The sequence below is a fragment of the Bacillus sp. AY3-1 genome, assembly GCF_008368785.1.
Classification (GTDB): domain Bacteria; phylum Bacillota; class Bacilli; order Bacillales; family Bacillaceae_G; genus Bacillus_A; species Bacillus_A wiedmannii.
Genome location: NZ_QORZ01000017.1, coordinates 23,611 through 39,487, shown reverse-complemented (window position 1 = coordinate 39,487; position 15,877 = coordinate 23,611). Strand labels below are relative to the sequence as shown.

20 protein-coding genes and 1 pseudogene are annotated in these 15,877 nt (G+C 34.3%); 14 read left to right on the top strand and 7 right to left on the bottom strand.

Annotated elements, in window-relative coordinates; all coding sequences use genetic code 11:
• Positions 1 to 77: 77 nt before the first annotated feature.
• Complete coding sequence (locus tag DN389_RS15580; RefSeq protein WP_000393342.1) at positions 78 to 215, top strand: YvrJ family protein; 138 nt, start codon at positions 78 to 80, stop codon at positions 213 to 215.
• A 58-nt stretch (positions 216 to 273) separates the two neighbouring features.
• On the opposite strand, the gene DN389_RS15575 is transcribed toward DN389_RS15580, so the two are convergent.
• Positions 274 to 1,050 carry a 3-hydroxybutyrate dehydrogenase gene (locus DN389_RS15575; protein WP_149237354.1) on the bottom strand — a complete coding sequence of 259 codons (777 nt, stop codon included), beginning with the start codon at positions 1,048 to 1,050 and terminating at the stop codon, positions 274 to 276.
• A gap of 195 nt (positions 1,051 to 1,245) precedes the next feature.
• Here DN389_RS15575 and DN389_RS15570 point away from each other — a divergent pair, with 195 nt between their 5' ends.
• The 4 genes and pseudogenes from DN389_RS15570 to DN389_RS28825 form a co-directional block, all read left to right on the top strand.
• On the top strand, positions 1,246 to 1,578 hold the full coding sequence (locus DN389_RS15570; RefSeq protein ID WP_000107986.1) for a PadR family transcriptional regulator: 333 nt from the start codon (positions 1,246 to 1,248) through the stop codon (positions 1,576 to 1,578).
• Complete coding sequence (locus DN389_RS15565) at positions 1,578 to 2,345, top strand: DUF1129 domain-containing protein (RefSeq protein ID WP_097857849.1); 768 nt, start codon at positions 1,578 to 1,580, stop codon at positions 2,343 to 2,345. Before DN389_RS15570 ends, DN389_RS15565 begins: the two co-directional genes overlap by 1 nt.
• A gap of 13 nt (positions 2,346 to 2,358) precedes the next feature.
• Positions 2,359 to 3,123, top strand: a complete 765-nt coding sequence (locus DN389_RS15560; protein ID WP_002143001.1) for a DUF1129 domain-containing protein — start codon at positions 2,359 to 2,361, stop codon at positions 3,121 to 3,123.
• A gap of 8 nt (positions 3,124 to 3,131) precedes the next feature.
• A pseudogene (locus DN389_RS28825) lies at positions 3,132 to 3,268 on the top strand (DNA-binding protein); the annotation flags it as partial.
• 15 nt (positions 3,269 to 3,283) lie between these two features.
• Here DN389_RS28825 and DN389_RS15550 read toward each other — a convergent pair.
• Complete coding sequence (locus DN389_RS15550; protein WP_060488377.1) at positions 3,284 to 3,901, bottom strand: hypothetical protein; 618 nt, start codon at positions 3,899 to 3,901, stop codon at positions 3,284 to 3,286.
• A gap of 160 nt (positions 3,902 to 4,061) precedes the next feature.
• Here DN389_RS15550 and DN389_RS15545 point away from each other — a divergent pair, with 160 nt between their 5' ends.
• From DN389_RS15545 to DN389_RS15535, 3 genes are all read left to right on the top strand, one after another.
• Positions 4,062 to 4,355 (top strand): DUF3928 family protein, encoded by a 294-nt coding sequence (locus tag DN389_RS15545; RefSeq protein ID WP_000288327.1) that lies wholly within the window; start codon positions 4,062 to 4,064, stop codon positions 4,353 to 4,355.
• Between the two features lie 110 nt (positions 4,356 to 4,465).
• Entirely contained in the window at positions 4,466 to 4,915 is a 450-nt protein-coding gene (locus tag DN389_RS15540) for an NUDIX hydrolase (RefSeq protein ID WP_000540530.1), read from the top strand.
• 139 nt (positions 4,916 to 5,054) lie between these two features.
• Positions 5,055 to 6,230 (top strand): acetyl-CoA C-acetyltransferase, encoded by a 1,176-nt coding sequence (locus DN389_RS15535; protein ID WP_000552069.1) that lies wholly within the window; start codon positions 5,055 to 5,057, stop codon positions 6,228 to 6,230.
• Positions 6,231 to 6,261: 31 nt separating this feature from the next.
• Here DN389_RS15535 and DN389_RS15530 read toward each other — a convergent pair whose 3' ends face one another.
• A complete protein-coding gene (locus tag DN389_RS15530) occupies positions 6,262 to 7,014 on the bottom strand; it encodes an AAA family ATPase (RefSeq protein ID WP_000567981.1) in 753 nt (250 codons plus the stop codon).
• Positions 7,015 to 7,024: 10 nt separating this feature from the next.
• Positions 7,025 to 7,249, bottom strand: a complete 225-nt coding sequence (locus DN389_RS15525) for a hypothetical protein (protein WP_149237353.1) — start codon at positions 7,247 to 7,249, stop codon at positions 7,025 to 7,027.
• Between the two features lie 148 nt (positions 7,250 to 7,397).
• Between DN389_RS15525 and DN389_RS15520 the strand changes: the two genes are divergently transcribed.
• Both DN389_RS15520 and DN389_RS15515 read left to right on the top strand, forming a co-directional pair.
• Positions 7,398 to 8,126 carry a DUF4184 family protein gene (locus DN389_RS15520; RefSeq protein ID WP_098189969.1) on the top strand — a complete coding sequence of 243 codons (729 nt, stop codon included), beginning with the start codon at positions 7,398 to 7,400 and terminating at the stop codon, positions 8,124 to 8,126.
• A 36-nt stretch (positions 8,127 to 8,162) separates the two neighbouring features.
• Entirely contained in the window at positions 8,163 to 8,927 is a 765-nt protein-coding gene (locus tag DN389_RS15515; RefSeq protein ID WP_000973878.1) for a CREC-EF hand family protein, read from the top strand.
• 46 nt (positions 8,928 to 8,973) lie between these two features.
• Here DN389_RS15515 and DN389_RS15510 read toward each other — a convergent pair whose 3' ends face one another.
• Positions 8,974 to 9,405: a DUF3997 domain-containing protein gene (locus tag DN389_RS15510; protein ID WP_000758773.1), complete on the bottom strand. Its 432-nt coding sequence runs from the start codon at positions 9,403 to 9,405 to the stop codon at positions 8,974 to 8,976.
• A 131-nt stretch (positions 9,406 to 9,536) separates the two neighbouring features.
• On the opposite strand from DN389_RS15510, the gene DN389_RS15505 reads away from it, so the two are divergent.
• The 3 genes from DN389_RS15505 (at position 9,537) to DN389_RS15495 (ending at position 10,846) form a co-directional block, all read left to right on the top strand.
• On the top strand, positions 9,537 to 9,992 hold the full coding sequence (locus DN389_RS15505; protein ID WP_000769076.1) for an RDD family protein: 456 nt from the start codon (positions 9,537 to 9,539) through the stop codon (positions 9,990 to 9,992).
• 181 nt (positions 9,993 to 10,173) lie between these two features.
• The gene (locus DN389_RS15500; RefSeq protein ID WP_000145657.1) at positions 10,174 to 10,272 is read left to right on the top strand and encodes a hypothetical protein; all 99 of its coding nucleotides are present in this window, start codon (positions 10,174 to 10,176) and stop codon (positions 10,270 to 10,272) included.
• Positions 10,273 to 10,336: 64 nt separating this feature from the next.
• A complete protein-coding gene (locus DN389_RS15495) occupies positions 10,337 to 10,846 on the top strand; it encodes an SDR family NAD(P)-dependent oxidoreductase (protein ID WP_000218424.1) in 510 nt (169 codons plus the stop codon).
• A 66-nt stretch (positions 10,847 to 10,912) separates the two neighbouring features.
• Here DN389_RS15495 and DN389_RS15490 read toward each other — a convergent pair whose 3' ends face one another.
• Positions 10,913 to 12,013, bottom strand: a complete 1,101-nt coding sequence (locus DN389_RS15490; protein WP_149237352.1) for an ABC transporter ATP-binding protein — start codon at positions 12,011 to 12,013, stop codon at positions 10,913 to 10,915.
• A gap of 262 nt (positions 12,014 to 12,275) precedes the next feature.
• On the opposite strand from DN389_RS15490, the gene malL reads away from it, so the two are divergent.
• A complete protein-coding gene (gene malL, locus DN389_RS15485) occupies positions 12,276 to 13,952 on the top strand; it encodes an oligo-1,6-glucosidase (protein WP_149237351.1) in 1,677 nt (558 codons plus the stop codon).
• Positions 13,953 to 13,992: 40 nt separating this feature from the next.
• On the opposite strand, the gene DN389_RS15480 is transcribed toward malL, so the two are convergent.
• On the bottom strand, positions 13,993 to 15,753 hold the full coding sequence (locus tag DN389_RS15480) for an alpha-glycosidase (RefSeq protein WP_149237350.1): 1,761 nt from the start codon (positions 15,751 to 15,753) through the stop codon (positions 13,993 to 13,995).
• Positions 15,754 to 15,877: the final 124 nt, after the last annotated feature.

Sequence of the window (15,877 nt, the reverse complement as noted above, 5' to 3'; positions counted from 1 at the left end):
CCCCACTGATTAAAGTTTCACTTTATGCCTAAATGTTTTCTTTTCTCTTATTTATATAATGGAAGGAGGCGGAAAAGATGGAAGAGTGGATCAGGATGATAGGTAATGTAGGGTTTCCGATTGTTGTAACATTATATTTACTCCATCGTATTGAAAGTAAATTAGATGGGGTAATTGTTGCAATCGAGAAACTTCCTAAACAATTACTAAAGTAGGAAGGTCCTCACGATAGAAAGTAAAATAAAGTTTGCTCTTCGTGAGCAAACTTTATTTTTATTGAGCAGTATAGCCACCATCGATAACAACTGCTTGACCAGTTATACCTCTTGCTTTTTCACTCGCTAAAAACATAGCATAATCAGAGATTTCTTGTACTTGCAATAAGCATTTTTGTGGTACAAGTGGATAAATAACATCTTCTAAAACATTTTCAAGTGGTACATTTCGTGTAGTAGCTAAATCTTGTAGTTGATTACGTACAAGTGGGGTATCGACATAACCAGGACAAAGCGCATTAACGGTAATTCCGTGAGTAGCGCCTTCTAAAGCGGCAACTTTTGTTAATCCGATTACGCCATGCTTCGCACTATTGTAGGCGGATTTTCCTGCAAATCCAACGAGGCCATTAATGGAGGCTACATTAATAATTCGGCCATACTTTTGTTTTTTCATGATTGGGAAGGCATGCTTAATTGCGATAAAAGGAGCGATTTGCATAATTTTAATAAGTAGTTCAAACTTTTCGGTTGGAAAATCTTCAATTGGTGAAACGTGCTGCATTCCTGCGTTGTTAATTAATATATGTAATGAACCGAAATGAGTAACGGTTTGAGAAATTGCGGCGGTAATTTCTTCTTCAGATGTAACATCACATTTTAAACCGATAGCTTGATAGCCTTCTTTTTGTAAATGATCAGCAGCTTCTTTTGCACGTTCTTCAAGACGATCGGTAATGACAACTTTTGCACCTTCTTTTGCGAAAGCGCTTCCCATTTCATAACCAATACCGCTTGCAGCACCTGTTAAAAAGACAACTCGATTTGTAACCATGGTGAAAAACATCCCTTCGTAATAAAGTTCTCATATTGCTCTATTTAGAGAGGGGATAATAAAAATCCTGCAAAGATTTGGAAAAATATTGTTAGCTATCTTGTTTTGCAAAATAGTCTCTGCTATACTATTTTGTAAAGCAAGATACTTACGCTTATCTATCTTGTAAAACAAGATAGTGGGAGGATTTAAATTATGTCGACAAGTCAAATGCTGAAAGGGATTTTAGAAGGATGCTTACTTGCTATTATTTCTGAAGGTGAAATATACGGTTATGAAATGAGTGAAAAGCTAGCGAAGTATGGCTTTACAATGGCGAGTGAGGGAAGTATTTATCCGTTATTAATACGAATGCAAAAGGAAGGATTAATAACAAGTGTAATGAAGGAATCTCCATCTGGCCCAAAGCGAAAATATTATACATTAACAGAAAAAGGCGAGGAAGCACTTCATGAATTTATGGATCGCTGGGAAGCGATGCAAAGTAGTGTAGAGCGTCTACTTGAGGGGAAGGGGAGAAAAAAATAATGATATCAAGTGAAGCACGAAAGTTTTTATTAGATATGAGATTATTTTTAGTGGCAAAGGGTGTGAAAGAAAGCGATATTGAAAATTTTATAGAAGATGCAGAACTTCATTTAATCGAGGGTGAGAGTGATGGGAAAAGTGTAGAAGATATTTTCGGAAGCTCACCGAAAGAATATGCAAATGAACTTGTAAAAGTAATGGAAAAGGATAGACAGGAAACGTGGAAGCAAATTGGTTTTACAGTAATGAATATCGTATCGTTTTGGATTATTGCTTCTATCCTAATAGTGAATAACGGATTATTACAGATGTCACTTATTCAGTGCATTGGCTATAGCTTTACATTGATTGTAGCTGTAATGGGTCCTAATTTTCTACTTCGCAAAATGACCTTCGTAACAAGTTTTACAAAAACGTGGTTTTCTATGTGGGCTTTAGTTATGATCGTACCAATGTTTCTAATAGGGGCTGTAACGATATTAGATGTGATATATCCTACCAAAATGTTTATATTCACTCAAACGCAAAGCTATATATTAGCTGGAGTTATTTTTATGATCACAGTAGCGATAAATATATATTTTGAAGGATGGTTTAAAAACTTATATTTAATTATTCCACTTTCGATTATGTTACTGTTTAAAACATTTACATCAGAAGATCTCGTGCCAATGTTATTTCAAATTATATGTTTATACGGAAGTTTGTTTATTTTAATTTTCCTTGAAATTATGATGAAGACGAATAGAAGAGTAACGGTTAAATAAGGGAGGGTTTATCATGCAGATTTCTAAAGAAGGAGAAAAGTTTTTAATCGATACGAAAGTGTATTTAATAACAAAAGGAATTAAAGAAGAAGATGTGGACGCTTTTATAGAGGATGCAGAACTTCATTTAATAGAAGGTGAGAAAGAGGGAAAGACGGTAAGCGATATATTCGGTGATTCACCAAAAGAATATGCGGAAGAATTAGCGAAAGAAATGGAGAAGGATAAAGGCGGGAGTATAAAGAGTATTCTTGCCATGATAATTGGTATTGGCGGGTATTGGATATTAACTCATATTTTATTTAATAATCCGAATCAGCAATTTACACTAACGAATATACAGTTAATTGGCTATCCTATCGTCTTAATCATTACGATTATTGGAACCATTGTTGCGTTTAGAATGTCTTCTTTTAAAAATAAATTTGTAGAGTTCGGGATTATTTACATAATAGTAATGGTTCCCATTTTATTATTAGTATTATTGATGTTTGTTGATAAATGGTACGGTACACCTATTTTGCAATTGTCGACAATGCAAACATATATATTAGCAGCAAGTATCTTTTTATTACTTTTTGTTGGAGAAGTGTATGTCCTTGGTTGGATGGGTGTTTTGGTGCTAATTGTTCCTTTAGCGATTATGTTTATATTTAAAGAATTAGAAGAAAAAAATGTATTTTGGGGAATTGCAAAGATATTACTTATGTATGGAAGTATATATGGATTAATGAGATGGTCTTTAAAAATTGAAGAGAGAAAAAGTGTAAACGAGTAGTTCAAAAAAAGTGGCTGCTCTGGATATACAAAAAATTATTTCCAAAGAAATACTATATTTTGATTTTTAGAGGGATTTGGTTTAGGTGTATAGTGTATCCTTTGCAGCCGGTATATCGTTTGTTAATTGGAATAAATTGTTTTAAACAGTAACATGACAGTTACTGTTTTTTTCTTTGTAATAAAGAGCTTTGTAAAGAGAGCTCTTTTTGTTCGTTTGTTAATAAGGAATGAATATGGACGTTTTCAGGACGAGGTACGATAGGGTACATAAGATTTGTTGGAGAAGGATGGTGCTCCGAGCCAGTTAGGGAATGAGGATCTGCGTGAGTAAGTTTTCCATGAACACGTCTTGTAAATAAAATATGACCGACTTCGTGAGCGAGCGTATATATATTTTTCATGGGAGCAGCCGAATTTGTTAAAACGATATAACCAGTAAGTTGCTGTTGTTTGGCTAAAGAGTAAGCGCAGGCAATTACGGCTGTTTCTTTGAAATAATCACTGCCAATATAACAAATGTAAAGGTCGCATTCAGGAGCTTCATTTACACATGTTTGGAAAAAGGATGCTAATTTTTCCTGACTTTGAATAGAATTTTTATAACTAATTTCACGGTCAGAAAAACGAAAAAGTTCATTTAAAATGATTACGTCTTTAATTTGAAATGTAATGGGGTACCAAATTGATTCTGCAACTGCTAAATCTTTTGCGATACGGTCATCAGAAATATCGGCGCCTGGAGTAATGCAAATACATATATTGACGTATGGATCCATAAGGAACACCTCAACTGAAAAAATTCTTTCTATAATATATGTTGGGAAAAGACCCTATGTATGGATAAAAGCCTTGTTTATTACAAGTCGAAAAAATTTCATAGTTCTATAACATGGTGTGGTCATCTTTTTGATATAGTAAAGAAAAGGGGGAGAATATATGTATACATTAAAAATCGTTTCAGACAGAGAAGCACTTTATCAATTTGCGAGTTATGTAAGAGTTGTACAAGGGGTTGAAGATGTATATGTAGAGGTAGGAGAACCTTTATATGAACATCCATTAATGAAGTTTTATGTACATATTAAGCTGGAGGAAACATATGAGCAACATAAAGCGTTACAAGAAATAGCAAGATTAGTAGAATTAGGGCGTTTTACATACGTTCATTATCGTAATGATGAAATTGAAGAAGCTTTTGAAGCTGTAAAATATGAAAGTTTTAAGAAATAAAATTGGAAAAAAGGAAGTGAAAGCTTCCTTTTTTTTCTTTGAAATTACATCAACAAAAGGAGAAAAATTTTGTTATGATAAGGAAGGGTGAGGAAAGGAGAGTTTACATATTGGGGTATATTGAAGAGTTACGCAAAGTCGTTGGGACAAGACCACTTATTCTTGTTGGATCAGCAATAATTATACTAAATGATAATCAAGAAGTATTGCTTCAATATCGGTCAGATACATATGATTGGGGTGTACCTGGCGGCGCGATGGAACTAGGAGAAACGACGGAAGAAACTGCTCGCCGAGAATTATTCGAGGAGACGGGATTAACTGCAAAAATCATGCAATTTCTAGGTGTCTTATCAGGAAAGGAAGTATATTTCCGTTATCCTAATGGGGATGAAATTTTTAATGTTATTCATCTGTATCAGGGGCATCATGTGAGTGGAGAATTAAGGCTTGATCATGAGGGATTGAAGCTTCAATATTTTCCGGTAGATAAGTTACCAAAATTGAATGAAACGACAGAGAAAATTTTACAAAAATTTTTATATGCATTAACAGAATAGAAGGTTAATTCCTTCTATTTTTATTATATTAAATATTTTGATTTTTTAGTATGTTTATAGTATGATAGATGTAGACATACATCTTATGGAATTTCACCTAAAAACTGACTAGGGTACATAAGAGAGGGGCAAGTGCAAAATGCATAATGTTGTTATTACAGCTGCAGTTCGTTCGCCAATTGGAACTTTTGGAGGAGCGCTAAAAAATGTAACGCCAGTAGAATTAGCGGTTCCTGTACTTCAGGAAGCTGTAAAACGAGGCGGGGTAGAACCACACGAAGTTGATGAAGTAATTTTAGGTCATTGTATTCAAAGAACTGATGAAGCAAATACTGCAAGAACAGCTGCATTAGCGGCAGGATTTCCTGACACAGTTACGGGTTATACAATCCAACGTCAATGTTCTTCAGGTATGCAAGCAATTATGTCAGCTGCAATGCAAATTCAATTAGGTGTAAGTGATGTTGTAATTGCAGGTGGAGTAGAAGCAATGAGCTCAAGCCCTTATGCATTAAAACAGCACCGCTGGGGACAACGTCTACAGCACGGAGAAATTCGTGATACGGTGTGGGAAGTACTAGAAGATCCGATTCACCATATTATGATGGGTGAAACGGCTGAAAATTTAGTTGACCAATATGAAATTACAAGAGAGGAACAAGATGAAGTTGCGCTTCGTAGTCATACATTGGCACTGCAAGCAATCGAGTCTGGATATTTTGACGAGCAAATTGTTCCTATTACGATAAAAGAACGTAGAAAAGAAATAGTATTTTCGAAGGATGAACATCCACGTGCAGATATTACAGCGGAAAAATTAGCAGGATTAAAACCAGCTTTCCGTAAAGATGGATCTGTAACGGCAGGGAATGCATCTGGCCTTAATGATGGAAGTGCGGTTCTAGTATTAATGAGCGAAGAAAAAGCGAAAGAAAAAGGCTTACAACCGTTAGCTAGAATTGTTGGATATTCAGTAGCTGGAGTAGATCCGAAAATTATGGGTATTGGACCAGCACCAGCAATTCGTAAAGGGTTAGAAAAAGTAGATTGGTCATTAGAAGATGCTGATTTACTGGAAATTAATGAAGCTTTCGCGGCTCAATACTTAGCTGTAGAGAAAGAATTAGGTTTAGACCGTGAAAAAGTGAATGTAAACGGTAGCGGTGTAGGACTTGGACATCCAATCGGTTGTACAGGAGCTCGTATTACTGTAAGTTTAATTCATGAATTGAAGAGACGCGGTTTAGAAAAAGGAATTGCCTCTCTATGCGTCGGTGGCGGTATTGGGGTAGCATTATTTATAGAAGCACTATAAAAAAGAAGCAGCAATCGCTGCTTCTTTTTTATTAAGAATCAAATAAATGATGAAATAATCGATCACGATTTTCAAAGAAAAGTTTTGTCGTTTGGTAATGCTCGGTTTCTTCTAATGTGGATTCATGAATCCCTTCTTGTGTTAAAGAATATATAGTGGATTCAGGATAAGCCATTAAAATAGGAGAGTGCGTCGCGATAACAAATTGTGAACCTTGTTCCGCTAGTTCGTGCATTCGAATAAGCATGGAAAGTTGCCTCATTGGTGATAGAGCGGCCTCAGGCTCATCTAAAATGTATAAACCTTGTCCTGAAAAACGGTTCATAAATAAGGAAAAGAATGATTCGCCGTGTGATTGTTTGTGTAGTGAGATACCACCATATGAGTCAATAACTGGATTCCCGCGTGCTTCTAGATCAGCATCCATCTCATCAATATAAGAAGCAACGTTATAAAATGATTCAGCACGAAGAAAGAAACCGTCGTTTGGTGTATTGAAACTTTTAGAAATTCGAAGGTATTCATATAAAGATGAATGTGAATCGTTTGTGCTAAAGCGGAAATTCTTCGTTCCACCTTCTGCATTAAATCCTAAAGCGATTGCAATTGCTTCGAGTAATGTTGATTTTCCCGTTCCGTTTTCTCCAATAATGAATGTTACATTTGGATGGAAGGCAAGTGATTGTAAAGTTCGGATAGCGGGTAGACAGTAAGGATATGCGGAAAAACTAGGGATATTTTCTTTTTTTAATGTGACATTTTTTAAAAAGGGTACGTCAATCAATATATAAACCTCAATTCATAACGGATTTTGATTCTAAAAAAGCAGCAAATACAAGGGTAAGACAGCTTGCAAATAGTATTGTATATTGAAGTGCGCCAAAGCCAATACCTTCCCAGCCTAAAGTCATTCTCTTCCATATGAAAATAAAAATAACGCTTATAAAACCAACGAGAGCAGGCATATATTTTATAATTTTTAAGTGCTTCCACAGAAAAAAGGCAAGTGTTAATGACACGTGAACCTCTCCTTATTTTCTGAATATTTTATGTGGATTATAACATGTAAACTATCATATTCCAATGTGAAAATAAATATTGCATCAAGATCAATTCTCTCGTTATGATAGATGGTATTCTATTGAAGATATGAAAAGGAGTTAAAACATGCCGTTTACATTTGCGCATCCAGCAGCAATTCTTCCTTTTGTGAAAAAGCGTTCTCAATATATTTCAGTAACGGCTCTTATATTAGGCAGTATGGCGCCTGATTTTGAATATTTTTTATACTTCAGACCGTATGGTGTTATTGGGCATACATGGATTGGATTCTTATATTTGAATTTACCACTTGTATTTCTGTTCGCATATATGTATCATTACATTTTAAAAAAGCCGTTTATAGCACATTTACCTAAACCATTTGCAGGCTACTATACATATGCAGTAGATAAGAGGTGGGGGCTTCATACATGGAAGGATTTCTTTGTATTTTGCTATTCTGCTTTATTCGGTATGCTCACGCATGTCGTTTGGGATGCGTTTACTCATAAGACAGGCTACTTCGTTATGGAAATACCATTGTTACAAAGGGAATTACATAGTATCCCGGTGTATAAATATATGCAACACGGGAGTACATGTGTTGGTTTCTTATTACTACTATACGTATTATGGAAGTATAAAGATGAAACAGGGAAAGATATTATGATAGATTCAGAAAAAAGGAAGTATTGGGTTTCGGCAATCATTGTCGCAGCTCTAGTATTTATCGTTCACGCGTTTGTAGATCCCTATTTTCATATTTTCCAAATAGGAGGTATAATGGTATCTGGACTGACAAGTTCGTTTTGTGGACTTCTCATTGTTTCTATAGTCTACAAAGCAAAGGACTAATTTATATTAATGAATGATAGTGTTAGGAGAAATTATATGATGAAAGCATGGAAAAATATTTTTGTTTTATGTAGTTTTCTTCTTATGTTAAGTGGTTGCTTCCATCAAGAAGAAAAGAAAGTTGAACCGAAGAAGAAAGAATCTATTCCTGAAACAAAAGAATATGGCGGGCGTGAGCTGATAAAAGTAGGACAAAAAGTGAAAGAAACAGGGTGGGGTACTTTTAAGTTAGAACAGATTCAATCTGTAAATCAAACATTTGAAGTAGCACCAATGAAAATTCACATACAAGATGTAAAAGTAATCTCTTTATCGCAGATGAGTAAAGATGCAAAAAATGCATTAAAAGTATTTACGGCATTAACTCCTGAAGAAGTAAAGCGTAGATTAGGAGATAAAGTAAGTCAAGAAGATGCGGAGTTATATGCATCGATAAGTGGTACAGAGATTAGTGATACGATTCGTTACGTTGAAATTACATATAAGGTGGAAAATAGCGGGAATAAAAATATGCAATTTTTCTCTATGAATGATGTTACGATTAATGATAAGCAACATTTTAAAGTAGCAACTCAAAACTTTTTATATGATGAAGATACGCTCGTTGGTACAAAAAATGTATCAAGGGAAGACTATAAGCCTGGTGAAACAAGAGATGGTATTATCGGCTTAATACTTGATGATGGAAAAGAAAAGGTAAAGGATATTAAGTTTACAACAGATAATGTAGTCGCAGCAGATACAGAAACGCAAGATGTTGTAAAAGAGGCACAAACTTTTAATATCTCACTTTCTGAGTAGGGGATTTTTAAAAACATAAAAGAAAAAACAGTCAGCGTTAAAAATATTATGCTGACTGTTTTTTCTTTTCTTTTATGTATGAATCTACATTTTGAAAAGGTACCTTAATTTTAAACGCATCTTTTTGTTCATTAAATTGCTTTTCATTATAAGGACCAAAACGTTTATTATGCTTTACGTCAATAATCCAATAATGCTCACTTTTTTTATTTGCAATTGCTCCGTCAGGGTTATTCGGATCTGACTTTTCCTCAATTTGTTTTGCAATAATGTATTTATCATCCCAAGCTATGTCTGTAATTTTTGCAGGAATGTATTGTGTGGCATATACAGCATCTTGCGATGGGAAAAGTTCAAATGCATTTCCAGAAGTACGTATGAGTTCGTATTCATCGTTAATCGTATAAGTTATATGATTTGTATTTCCAGCACAACCGGCTAATAGGAATGCGACGAATAGGATTATCCATTTTTTCAATATGGGAACCTCCTTTACAATGCTGTTGTAACACATTGTACAAGAAAAGTAAGAGAAACGCTAGTTTACAATGTTTTTTAGAAGTGGTACGATGAGACGGGTAAAGAAGGATATGAAGGAGTCGACATAAAATGAAGTTAAAGATGCATCGTCCAGCGCTTGTAATGAATCGCATAGGTGCTTCCCTAATTGACATGTTTTTAATCTCGGTTATGTATGGTGCAGTAGTAGCTATTATGACCGGAAATTATAGTGCTATTTTTAATCGCTTTAATATTAGTTTTGGTGATTATAGATATGATCTCGCAGTAGTTTTTATATTAATGGCGATATATTTTATTTTGGTACCCTTTATTTGGAACGGTGTTACACTTGGTAAAAAGGTAACGAGAATAAAATTAATTTCATTGAAGAGTGAAAAGTTAACATTACAAACATTAATTATAAGATTTTTTGTATTGTTATTACCGAACATATTGCTACTTGGAATTCCGATATTATGTAACGTATATATGATGTTATTCCGCAAAGATAATTGTGGTTTTCAAGATTTAATTACAAAAACAAAAGTGATAAGTCTTGTATAATAAAACAGAGACCTTTTTATACATAAAATAAGAAGGTCTTTTTTTATTATATAAATATATTTTAAAGGATATATAATAAGAAAAAGTTAATCCATATCATTTTTGATTTTAATAGATTGAAAATTAAGAAAATGTTATAATGATTAAAATAATATCTTTATATAATAAGGGGGAAATTGAAATGACTGGGGGTAGCGTAATCTTTTGGGGGATTTTAATTTTCATCGGTTTAGTTTTCGATCAGCGTAATAGTAAGAAAAAAGAAGGAGTAAAAAAGTAATCGCTTACAAATTAATAAGCAACTTTTCTTGCTTGCAGACTAATCTCATAAAGGAGTATACTGAATGACGGTAAGACTTATAGAAGGGGTAATGAAAATGAAGCTTGCAGGAAAAGTTGCTATCGTAACTGGCGGTGGCATCGGTATTGGACGTAATACAGCTCTTTTGTTGGCTAAACAAGGCGCAAAAGTAATTGTGACGGACATTGATCAAGAAAGTGGACAAGCAACAGTGGAGGAAATTACGAATCTAGGCGGAGAAGCACTTTTTGTATCCTATGATATGGGAAAGCAAGGAGATTGGCAACGCGTTATCAGTATTACTTTGAATGCATTTAGTCGCATTGATATGCTTTTTCAAAATGCTGGTTTATATAAAATAGATTCTATTTTTTCTCGCCAACAAGAGAACGATTCCAATGTACTTTGTATTAATGACGTTTGGATAGAGATAAAACAATTAACGTCATCTTTTATGAAACAGCAAGAAGAAGTGGTGCTGAGTGACTTACCGATTTTCGGTATTATTGGCACGAAAGGACAATCATTTCATACAGTAGAAGCCCTCGTATAATAATGAAAACCGCCCTCAAAGTATGTGGACGGTTTTTTTGTATGTTATACAGAGGAAAATTATTTTTTAACGAATACGTTGTTCAGTTTGACTATCAAAGAAATGCGCTTTATTCATATCAAATGCTAGTTTAATTTGATCTCCAGGTGAAAATGTATGTCTTGCATCAACACGTGCTGCAAAATCTTGATCTCCAAGTTTCATATATAAAATAGATTCAGCACCTAGTAACTCAGCAACTTCGATTTTTGTTGTGAAGGCAGTAGATTGTGAAGCTTCTAAAAATAATAGTTCATCATGAATGTCTTCAGGACGAATACCTAAAACAATTTCCTTATTTACATAGCCTTGTTCACGTAACATCTTCATTTTTCCTTCAGTTACTTTGACTTTTAATGAATTATCTATAACGAAATCGGTTTCAGTCAATTTACCACGGAAGAAATTCATTGCTGGAGAGCCAATAAATCCACCAACGAAAATATTTTCAGGTGTTTCATATACTTCTTTTGGAGTTCCGATTTGTTGAATCTTTCCGTCTTTCATAACAACGAGACGTGAAGCCATTGTCATTGCTTCTGTTTGATCATGTGTTACGTAAATTGTTGTCGTTCCAAGACGGTGATGTAATTTAGAAATTTCTGAGCGCATTGCAACACGTAATTTAGCGTCTAAGTTGGATAAAGGCTCATCCATTAAGAACACTTTCGCGTCTCGAACAATTGCTCTCCCTAACGCAACACGTTGACGTTGTCCACCAGATAACGCTTTCGGTTTTCTATCTAAATATTGTTCCAGTCCTAAAATTTTTGCTGCATCTTTCACACGACGATCGATTTCATCTTTTGGTATTTTTCTAAGTTTTAATCCAAATGCCATATTATCATACACACTCATATGTGGATATAAAGCATAGTTTTGGAAGACCATTGCGATATCGCGATCTTTTGGAGGGACATCATTCATTAGCTTACCATCAATTGAAAACTCTCCTTTTGAAATATCTTCAAGTCCAGCCACCATTCGTAATGTTGTAGATTTTCCGCATCCAGAAGGACCGACAAATACGATAAACTCTTTATCTTGAATGTGTAAATTAAAATTTGTTACAGCTGTTACATTATTATCATATATTTTATAAATGTTTTCTAATTTCAATTCTGCCATGGTATTGCCCCCTAGAAAAAATTATGCAAACGTTTTCTTTGAGTTCATTATAAACTAATAGATTCAAAAAATAAACAAAAAAATAAAACGTTTTCATTTATTAGAGGGATATTAGTAATTTGCGTATGTTTTCTTAGAAAAATAAGAATAAAAGTTGTAAGCGCTATTTTAAATTAAGATAGAATCTGTTATCATTCATTAATGAAAACGTTTGCGCCTTAAAAAAGAGAAAATCGAATTATTAATGAAATGGGGTAGCATAATGGAAAAACAGTGGTGGAAAGAAAGTGTAGTATATCAAATTTATCCTCGTAGCTTTATGGATAGTAACGGTGATGGTATTGGGGATCTTCGTGGGATTATTTCAAAGCTAGATTACTTAAAAGAATTAGGGATTGATGTCATTTGGTTATCACCGGTCTATGAATCTCCAAATGATGATAATGGTTATGATATAAGTGATTATTGTAAAATTATGAATGAGTTCGGAACAATGGAAGATTGGGATGAGCTACTACATGAAATGCATGAACGTAATATGAAACTTATGATGGACTTAGTTGTTAACCATACTTCTGATGAACATAATTGGTTTATTGAATCACGTAAATCAAAAGATAATAAATATAGAGATTACTATATATGGCGTCCTGGAAAAGAAGGAAAAGAGCCGAACAACTGGGGAGCAGCTTTTAGTGGATCTGCATGGAAATATGATGAAATGACAGATGAATATTATTTACATCTGTTTTCTAAAAAACAGCCAGATTTAAATTGGGATAATGAAAAGGTAAGACAAGATGTTTATGAAATGATGAAGTTTTGGTTAGAAAAAGGAATTGATGGCTTCCGTATGGATGTTATTAATTTTATTTCTAAAGAAGAGGGATTACCAGCTGTTGAAACCGAAGAAGAGGGGTATGTTTCAGGTCATAAGCATTTTATGAATGGTCCAAACATTCATAAATATTTACATGAAATGAATGAAGAAGTATTATCTCATTATGATATTATGACGGTTGGTGAAATGCCTGGTGTAACGACAGAAGAAGCGAAAATGTATACTGGGGAAGAACGAAAAGAACTGCAGATGGTATTCCAATTTGAACATATGGATTTAGATTCGGGAGAAGGCGGAAAATGGGATGTAAAACCATGCTCACTCCTTACTTTAAAAGAGAATTTAACGAAGTGGCAAAAAGCATTAGAGCATACAGGGTGGAATAGCCTGTATTGGAATAACCATGATCAGCCACGCGTTGTATCTCGTTTTGGTAATGATGGAATGTATCGCATTGAATCTGCGAAAATGTTAGCGACGGTGCTTCATATGATGAAAGGAACACCATATATTTATCAAGGAGAAGAAATCGGAATGACGAACGTTCGATTTGAATCGATTGATGAATATCGAGATATTGAAACATTAAATATGTATAAGGAAAAAGTGATAGAGCACGGTGAAGATATAGATAAAGTAATGCAGTCTATTTATATAAAAGGCCGAGATAATGCTAGAACACCGATGCAGTGGGATGATAAAGATCATGCTGGATTCACAACAGGTGAGCCTTGGATTACGGTAAACCCTAATTACAAAGAAATCAATGTGAAACAAGCGATCCAAAATAAAGATTCAATTTTTTATTACTATAAAAAATTAATTGACCTACGCAAAAATAATGAAATAGTTGTGTACGGATCATATGATTTAATATTAGATAATAATCCTTCTATTTTTGCATACGTAAGAACATATGAAGAAGAAAAACTTCTTGTTATTGCAAACTTTACGGCGGAAGAATGTGTATTTGAATTGCCTAAGGACATTAGTTATAGTGAATCAGAGTTATTAATACACAATTACGACGTAGAGAGTGGATCGATAGATAACATTGTATTACGTCCATATGAAGCGACGGTATTTAAATTAAAATAAGAAAAATCCTTATGCCACACCTTGGCATAAGGATTTTTTATTACCATTTTAAGATTGAGAATCCATATGGAGGAAGTGTAACTTGTAATACACTTGCTTCCGCTGAAAATTCTTCGTTTGTATAAATGTTAATGATTTTCTTTCCAGTAACATGGAGAGGGAGTGAAGCTATAACATCACTATTAGTCGGATTTAAAACGAAAAAGATAGTTTCATCTTCATATGTTTTCGTATAAGAAATATAATTATGTTCATCATTTGCTTCGATGAATTGGAAAGTACCATGTCCTCCAAATGCTTTATATTGCTTTCGTAATGAAATTAATGTTTGTATATGTGTAAATAATAGATGATCTTGTTCTTTCGTATCCCAAACCATACATTTGCGACAATCTGGGTCCATACCGCCGTCCATACCAATTTCGTCTCCATAATAAATACAAGGAGAGCCGATGAAGGAAAGATGGAATACATAAAGTAACTGTAACTTATTTTTATCTCCGTTACATGTTGTCAATATTCTTGGTGTATCATGACTGTCTAATAAATGAAACGCTGCTTCATTTACATTCATAGAGTAGGAATGGAGAGACTCTGTAATTTGTTTCATAAATTCATTTGCTTTAATGGAATCATTAGCAAAGTAAGACAGTAGAGCGTTTGTAACAGGATAGCTCATTACAGCATCAAATTGATCTCCTTGTAGCCATGGAAGTGCATCGTGCCAAATTTCTCCTAAAATATATACTTCAGGATTTAATGCCTTTATCTCGCTTCGGAATTCTCTCCAAAAGCTGTGGTCTACTTCATTTGCTACATCAAGGCGCCAACCGTCTATATTGAATTTTCTTACCCAATAACGCCCTACTTCAAGTAAGTATTCTTTTACATCTGGGTGTGCTGTATTTAATTTAGGCATATACGGTGTAAACGCGAAAGTATCATAATTCGGGAGTGGATCCGTTACAATTGGAAATTCATGAATATGGAACCACTCTTTATAAGCAGACTTCTCACCGTTTTCTAGTACGTCTTGGAATTTATCGAAAAAGTATCCACTATGATTAAACACGGCATCGAGCATTACTTTTATACCGTGTGTATGACATGCTTGAACGAGTTCTTTGAACGTTTCTTTCGTCCCGAATTGCGGATCGATTTCCATGTAGTCAATTGTGTCATATTTATGGTTTGAATGTGCTTTGAAAATAGGTGTGAAGTATATTCCCGAAATTCCAAGCTTAACAAGGTAATCGAGGTTTTGAATAATACCAGCAAAATCTCCGCCGAAAAAATTAGTTGGAGTTGGCTCAGCGCTTCCCCAAGGAAGAGTGTTTTCTGGATTTAGTGCACGATCTCCGTTAGCGAACCGTTCTGGGAAAATTTGATACCAAACAGTGTCTTTAATCCAAGAAGGTGCTTGAAACACATCATTTGCATGAATAAATGGCAAACAGAAAAAGTTACCAACGTCATCATTTGGAATACTGGAAAAAAATCCTCGCTCTGCATAAATAAGCGTTTCTGTATCATTTTTTAATTCGAATCCATAACGTAAGCGCTTAAATTTTGGCTCGATGGAAATGGACCAATAATCAAACAATGCAGTAGAACCAGTTTTTTTCATCGGTGTACTTGATGTAATCCATTTCCCTTCTTTCCATTCATAAGGATCACCGTAAATAAGAGTGGCGCTTTGAACATCTTCTCTTTTCGTACGTATTCGGATGTGAATCGTTTTTTCATCGTAAGCGTATGCGTAATTATCTTTTGGCCTATGATAAATAGCTTCTTTAAGCATATAGAAAATCCCCCTTTAATATCTCCATGCATATTGTTCCCTTACGTATAATAATAAAGTATATGTTGCAAACGATTGCTTTTTGCATAGCTTTAATATTGCTTATAAGAGTAGTATTCATTTC

Excerpts from the sequence above, each read along its gene's own strand:
- DN389_RS15570 (WP_000107986.1), top strand. The coding sequence starts at position 1,246 with ATGTCGACAAGTCAAATGCTGAAAGGGATTTTAGAAGGATGCTTACTT.
- DN389_RS15515 (WP_000973878.1), top strand. The coding sequence starts at position 8,163 with ATGATGAAAGCATGGAAAAATATTTTTGTTTTATGTAGTTTTCTTCTT.
- DN389_RS15580 (WP_000393342.1), top strand. The coding sequence starts at position 78 with ATGGAAGAGTGGATCAGGATGATAGGTAATGTAGGGTTTCCGATTGTT.
- DN389_RS15575 (WP_149237354.1), bottom strand. The coding sequence starts at position 1,050 with ATGGTTACAAATCGAGTTGTCTTTTTAACAGGTGCTGCAAGCGGTATT.
- DN389_RS15545 (WP_000288327.1), top strand. The coding sequence starts at position 4,062 with ATGTATACATTAAAAATCGTTTCAGACAGAGAAGCACTTTATCAATTT.
- DN389_RS15490 (WP_149237352.1), bottom strand. The coding sequence starts at position 12,013 with ATGGCAGAATTGAAATTAGAAAACATTTATAAAATATATGATAATAAT.
- DN389_RS15550 (WP_060488377.1), bottom strand. The coding sequence starts at position 3,901 with ATGGATCCATACGTCAATATATGTATTTGCATTACTCCAGGCGCCGAT.
- DN389_RS15500 (WP_000145657.1), top strand. The coding sequence starts at position 10,174 with ATGACTGGGGGTAGCGTAATCTTTTGGGGGATTTTAATTTTCATCGGT.
- DN389_RS15560 (WP_002143001.1), top strand. The coding sequence starts at position 2,359 with ATGCAGATTTCTAAAGAAGGAGAAAAGTTTTTAATCGATACGAAAGTG.
- DN389_RS15565 (WP_097857849.1), top strand. The coding sequence starts at position 1,578 with ATGATATCAAGTGAAGCACGAAAGTTTTTATTAGATATGAGATTATTT.
- DN389_RS15495 (WP_000218424.1), top strand. The coding sequence starts at position 10,337 with ATGACGGTAAGACTTATAGAAGGGGTAATGAAAATGAAGCTTGCAGGA.
- DN389_RS15480 (WP_149237350.1), bottom strand. The coding sequence starts at position 15,753 with ATGCTTAAAGAAGCTATTTATCATAGGCCAAAAGATAATTACGCATAC.
- DN389_RS15505 (WP_000769076.1), top strand. The coding sequence starts at position 9,537 with ATGAAGTTAAAGATGCATCGTCCAGCGCTTGTAATGAATCGCATAGGT.
- malL (WP_149237351.1), top strand. The coding sequence starts at position 12,276 with ATGGAAAAACAGTGGTGGAAAGAAAGTGTAGTATATCAAATTTATCCT.
- DN389_RS15535 (WP_000552069.1), top strand. The coding sequence starts at position 5,055 with ATGCATAATGTTGTTATTACAGCTGCAGTTCGTTCGCCAATTGGAACT.
- DN389_RS15520 (WP_098189969.1), top strand. The coding sequence starts at position 7,398 with ATGCCGTTTACATTTGCGCATCCAGCAGCAATTCTTCCTTTTGTGAAA.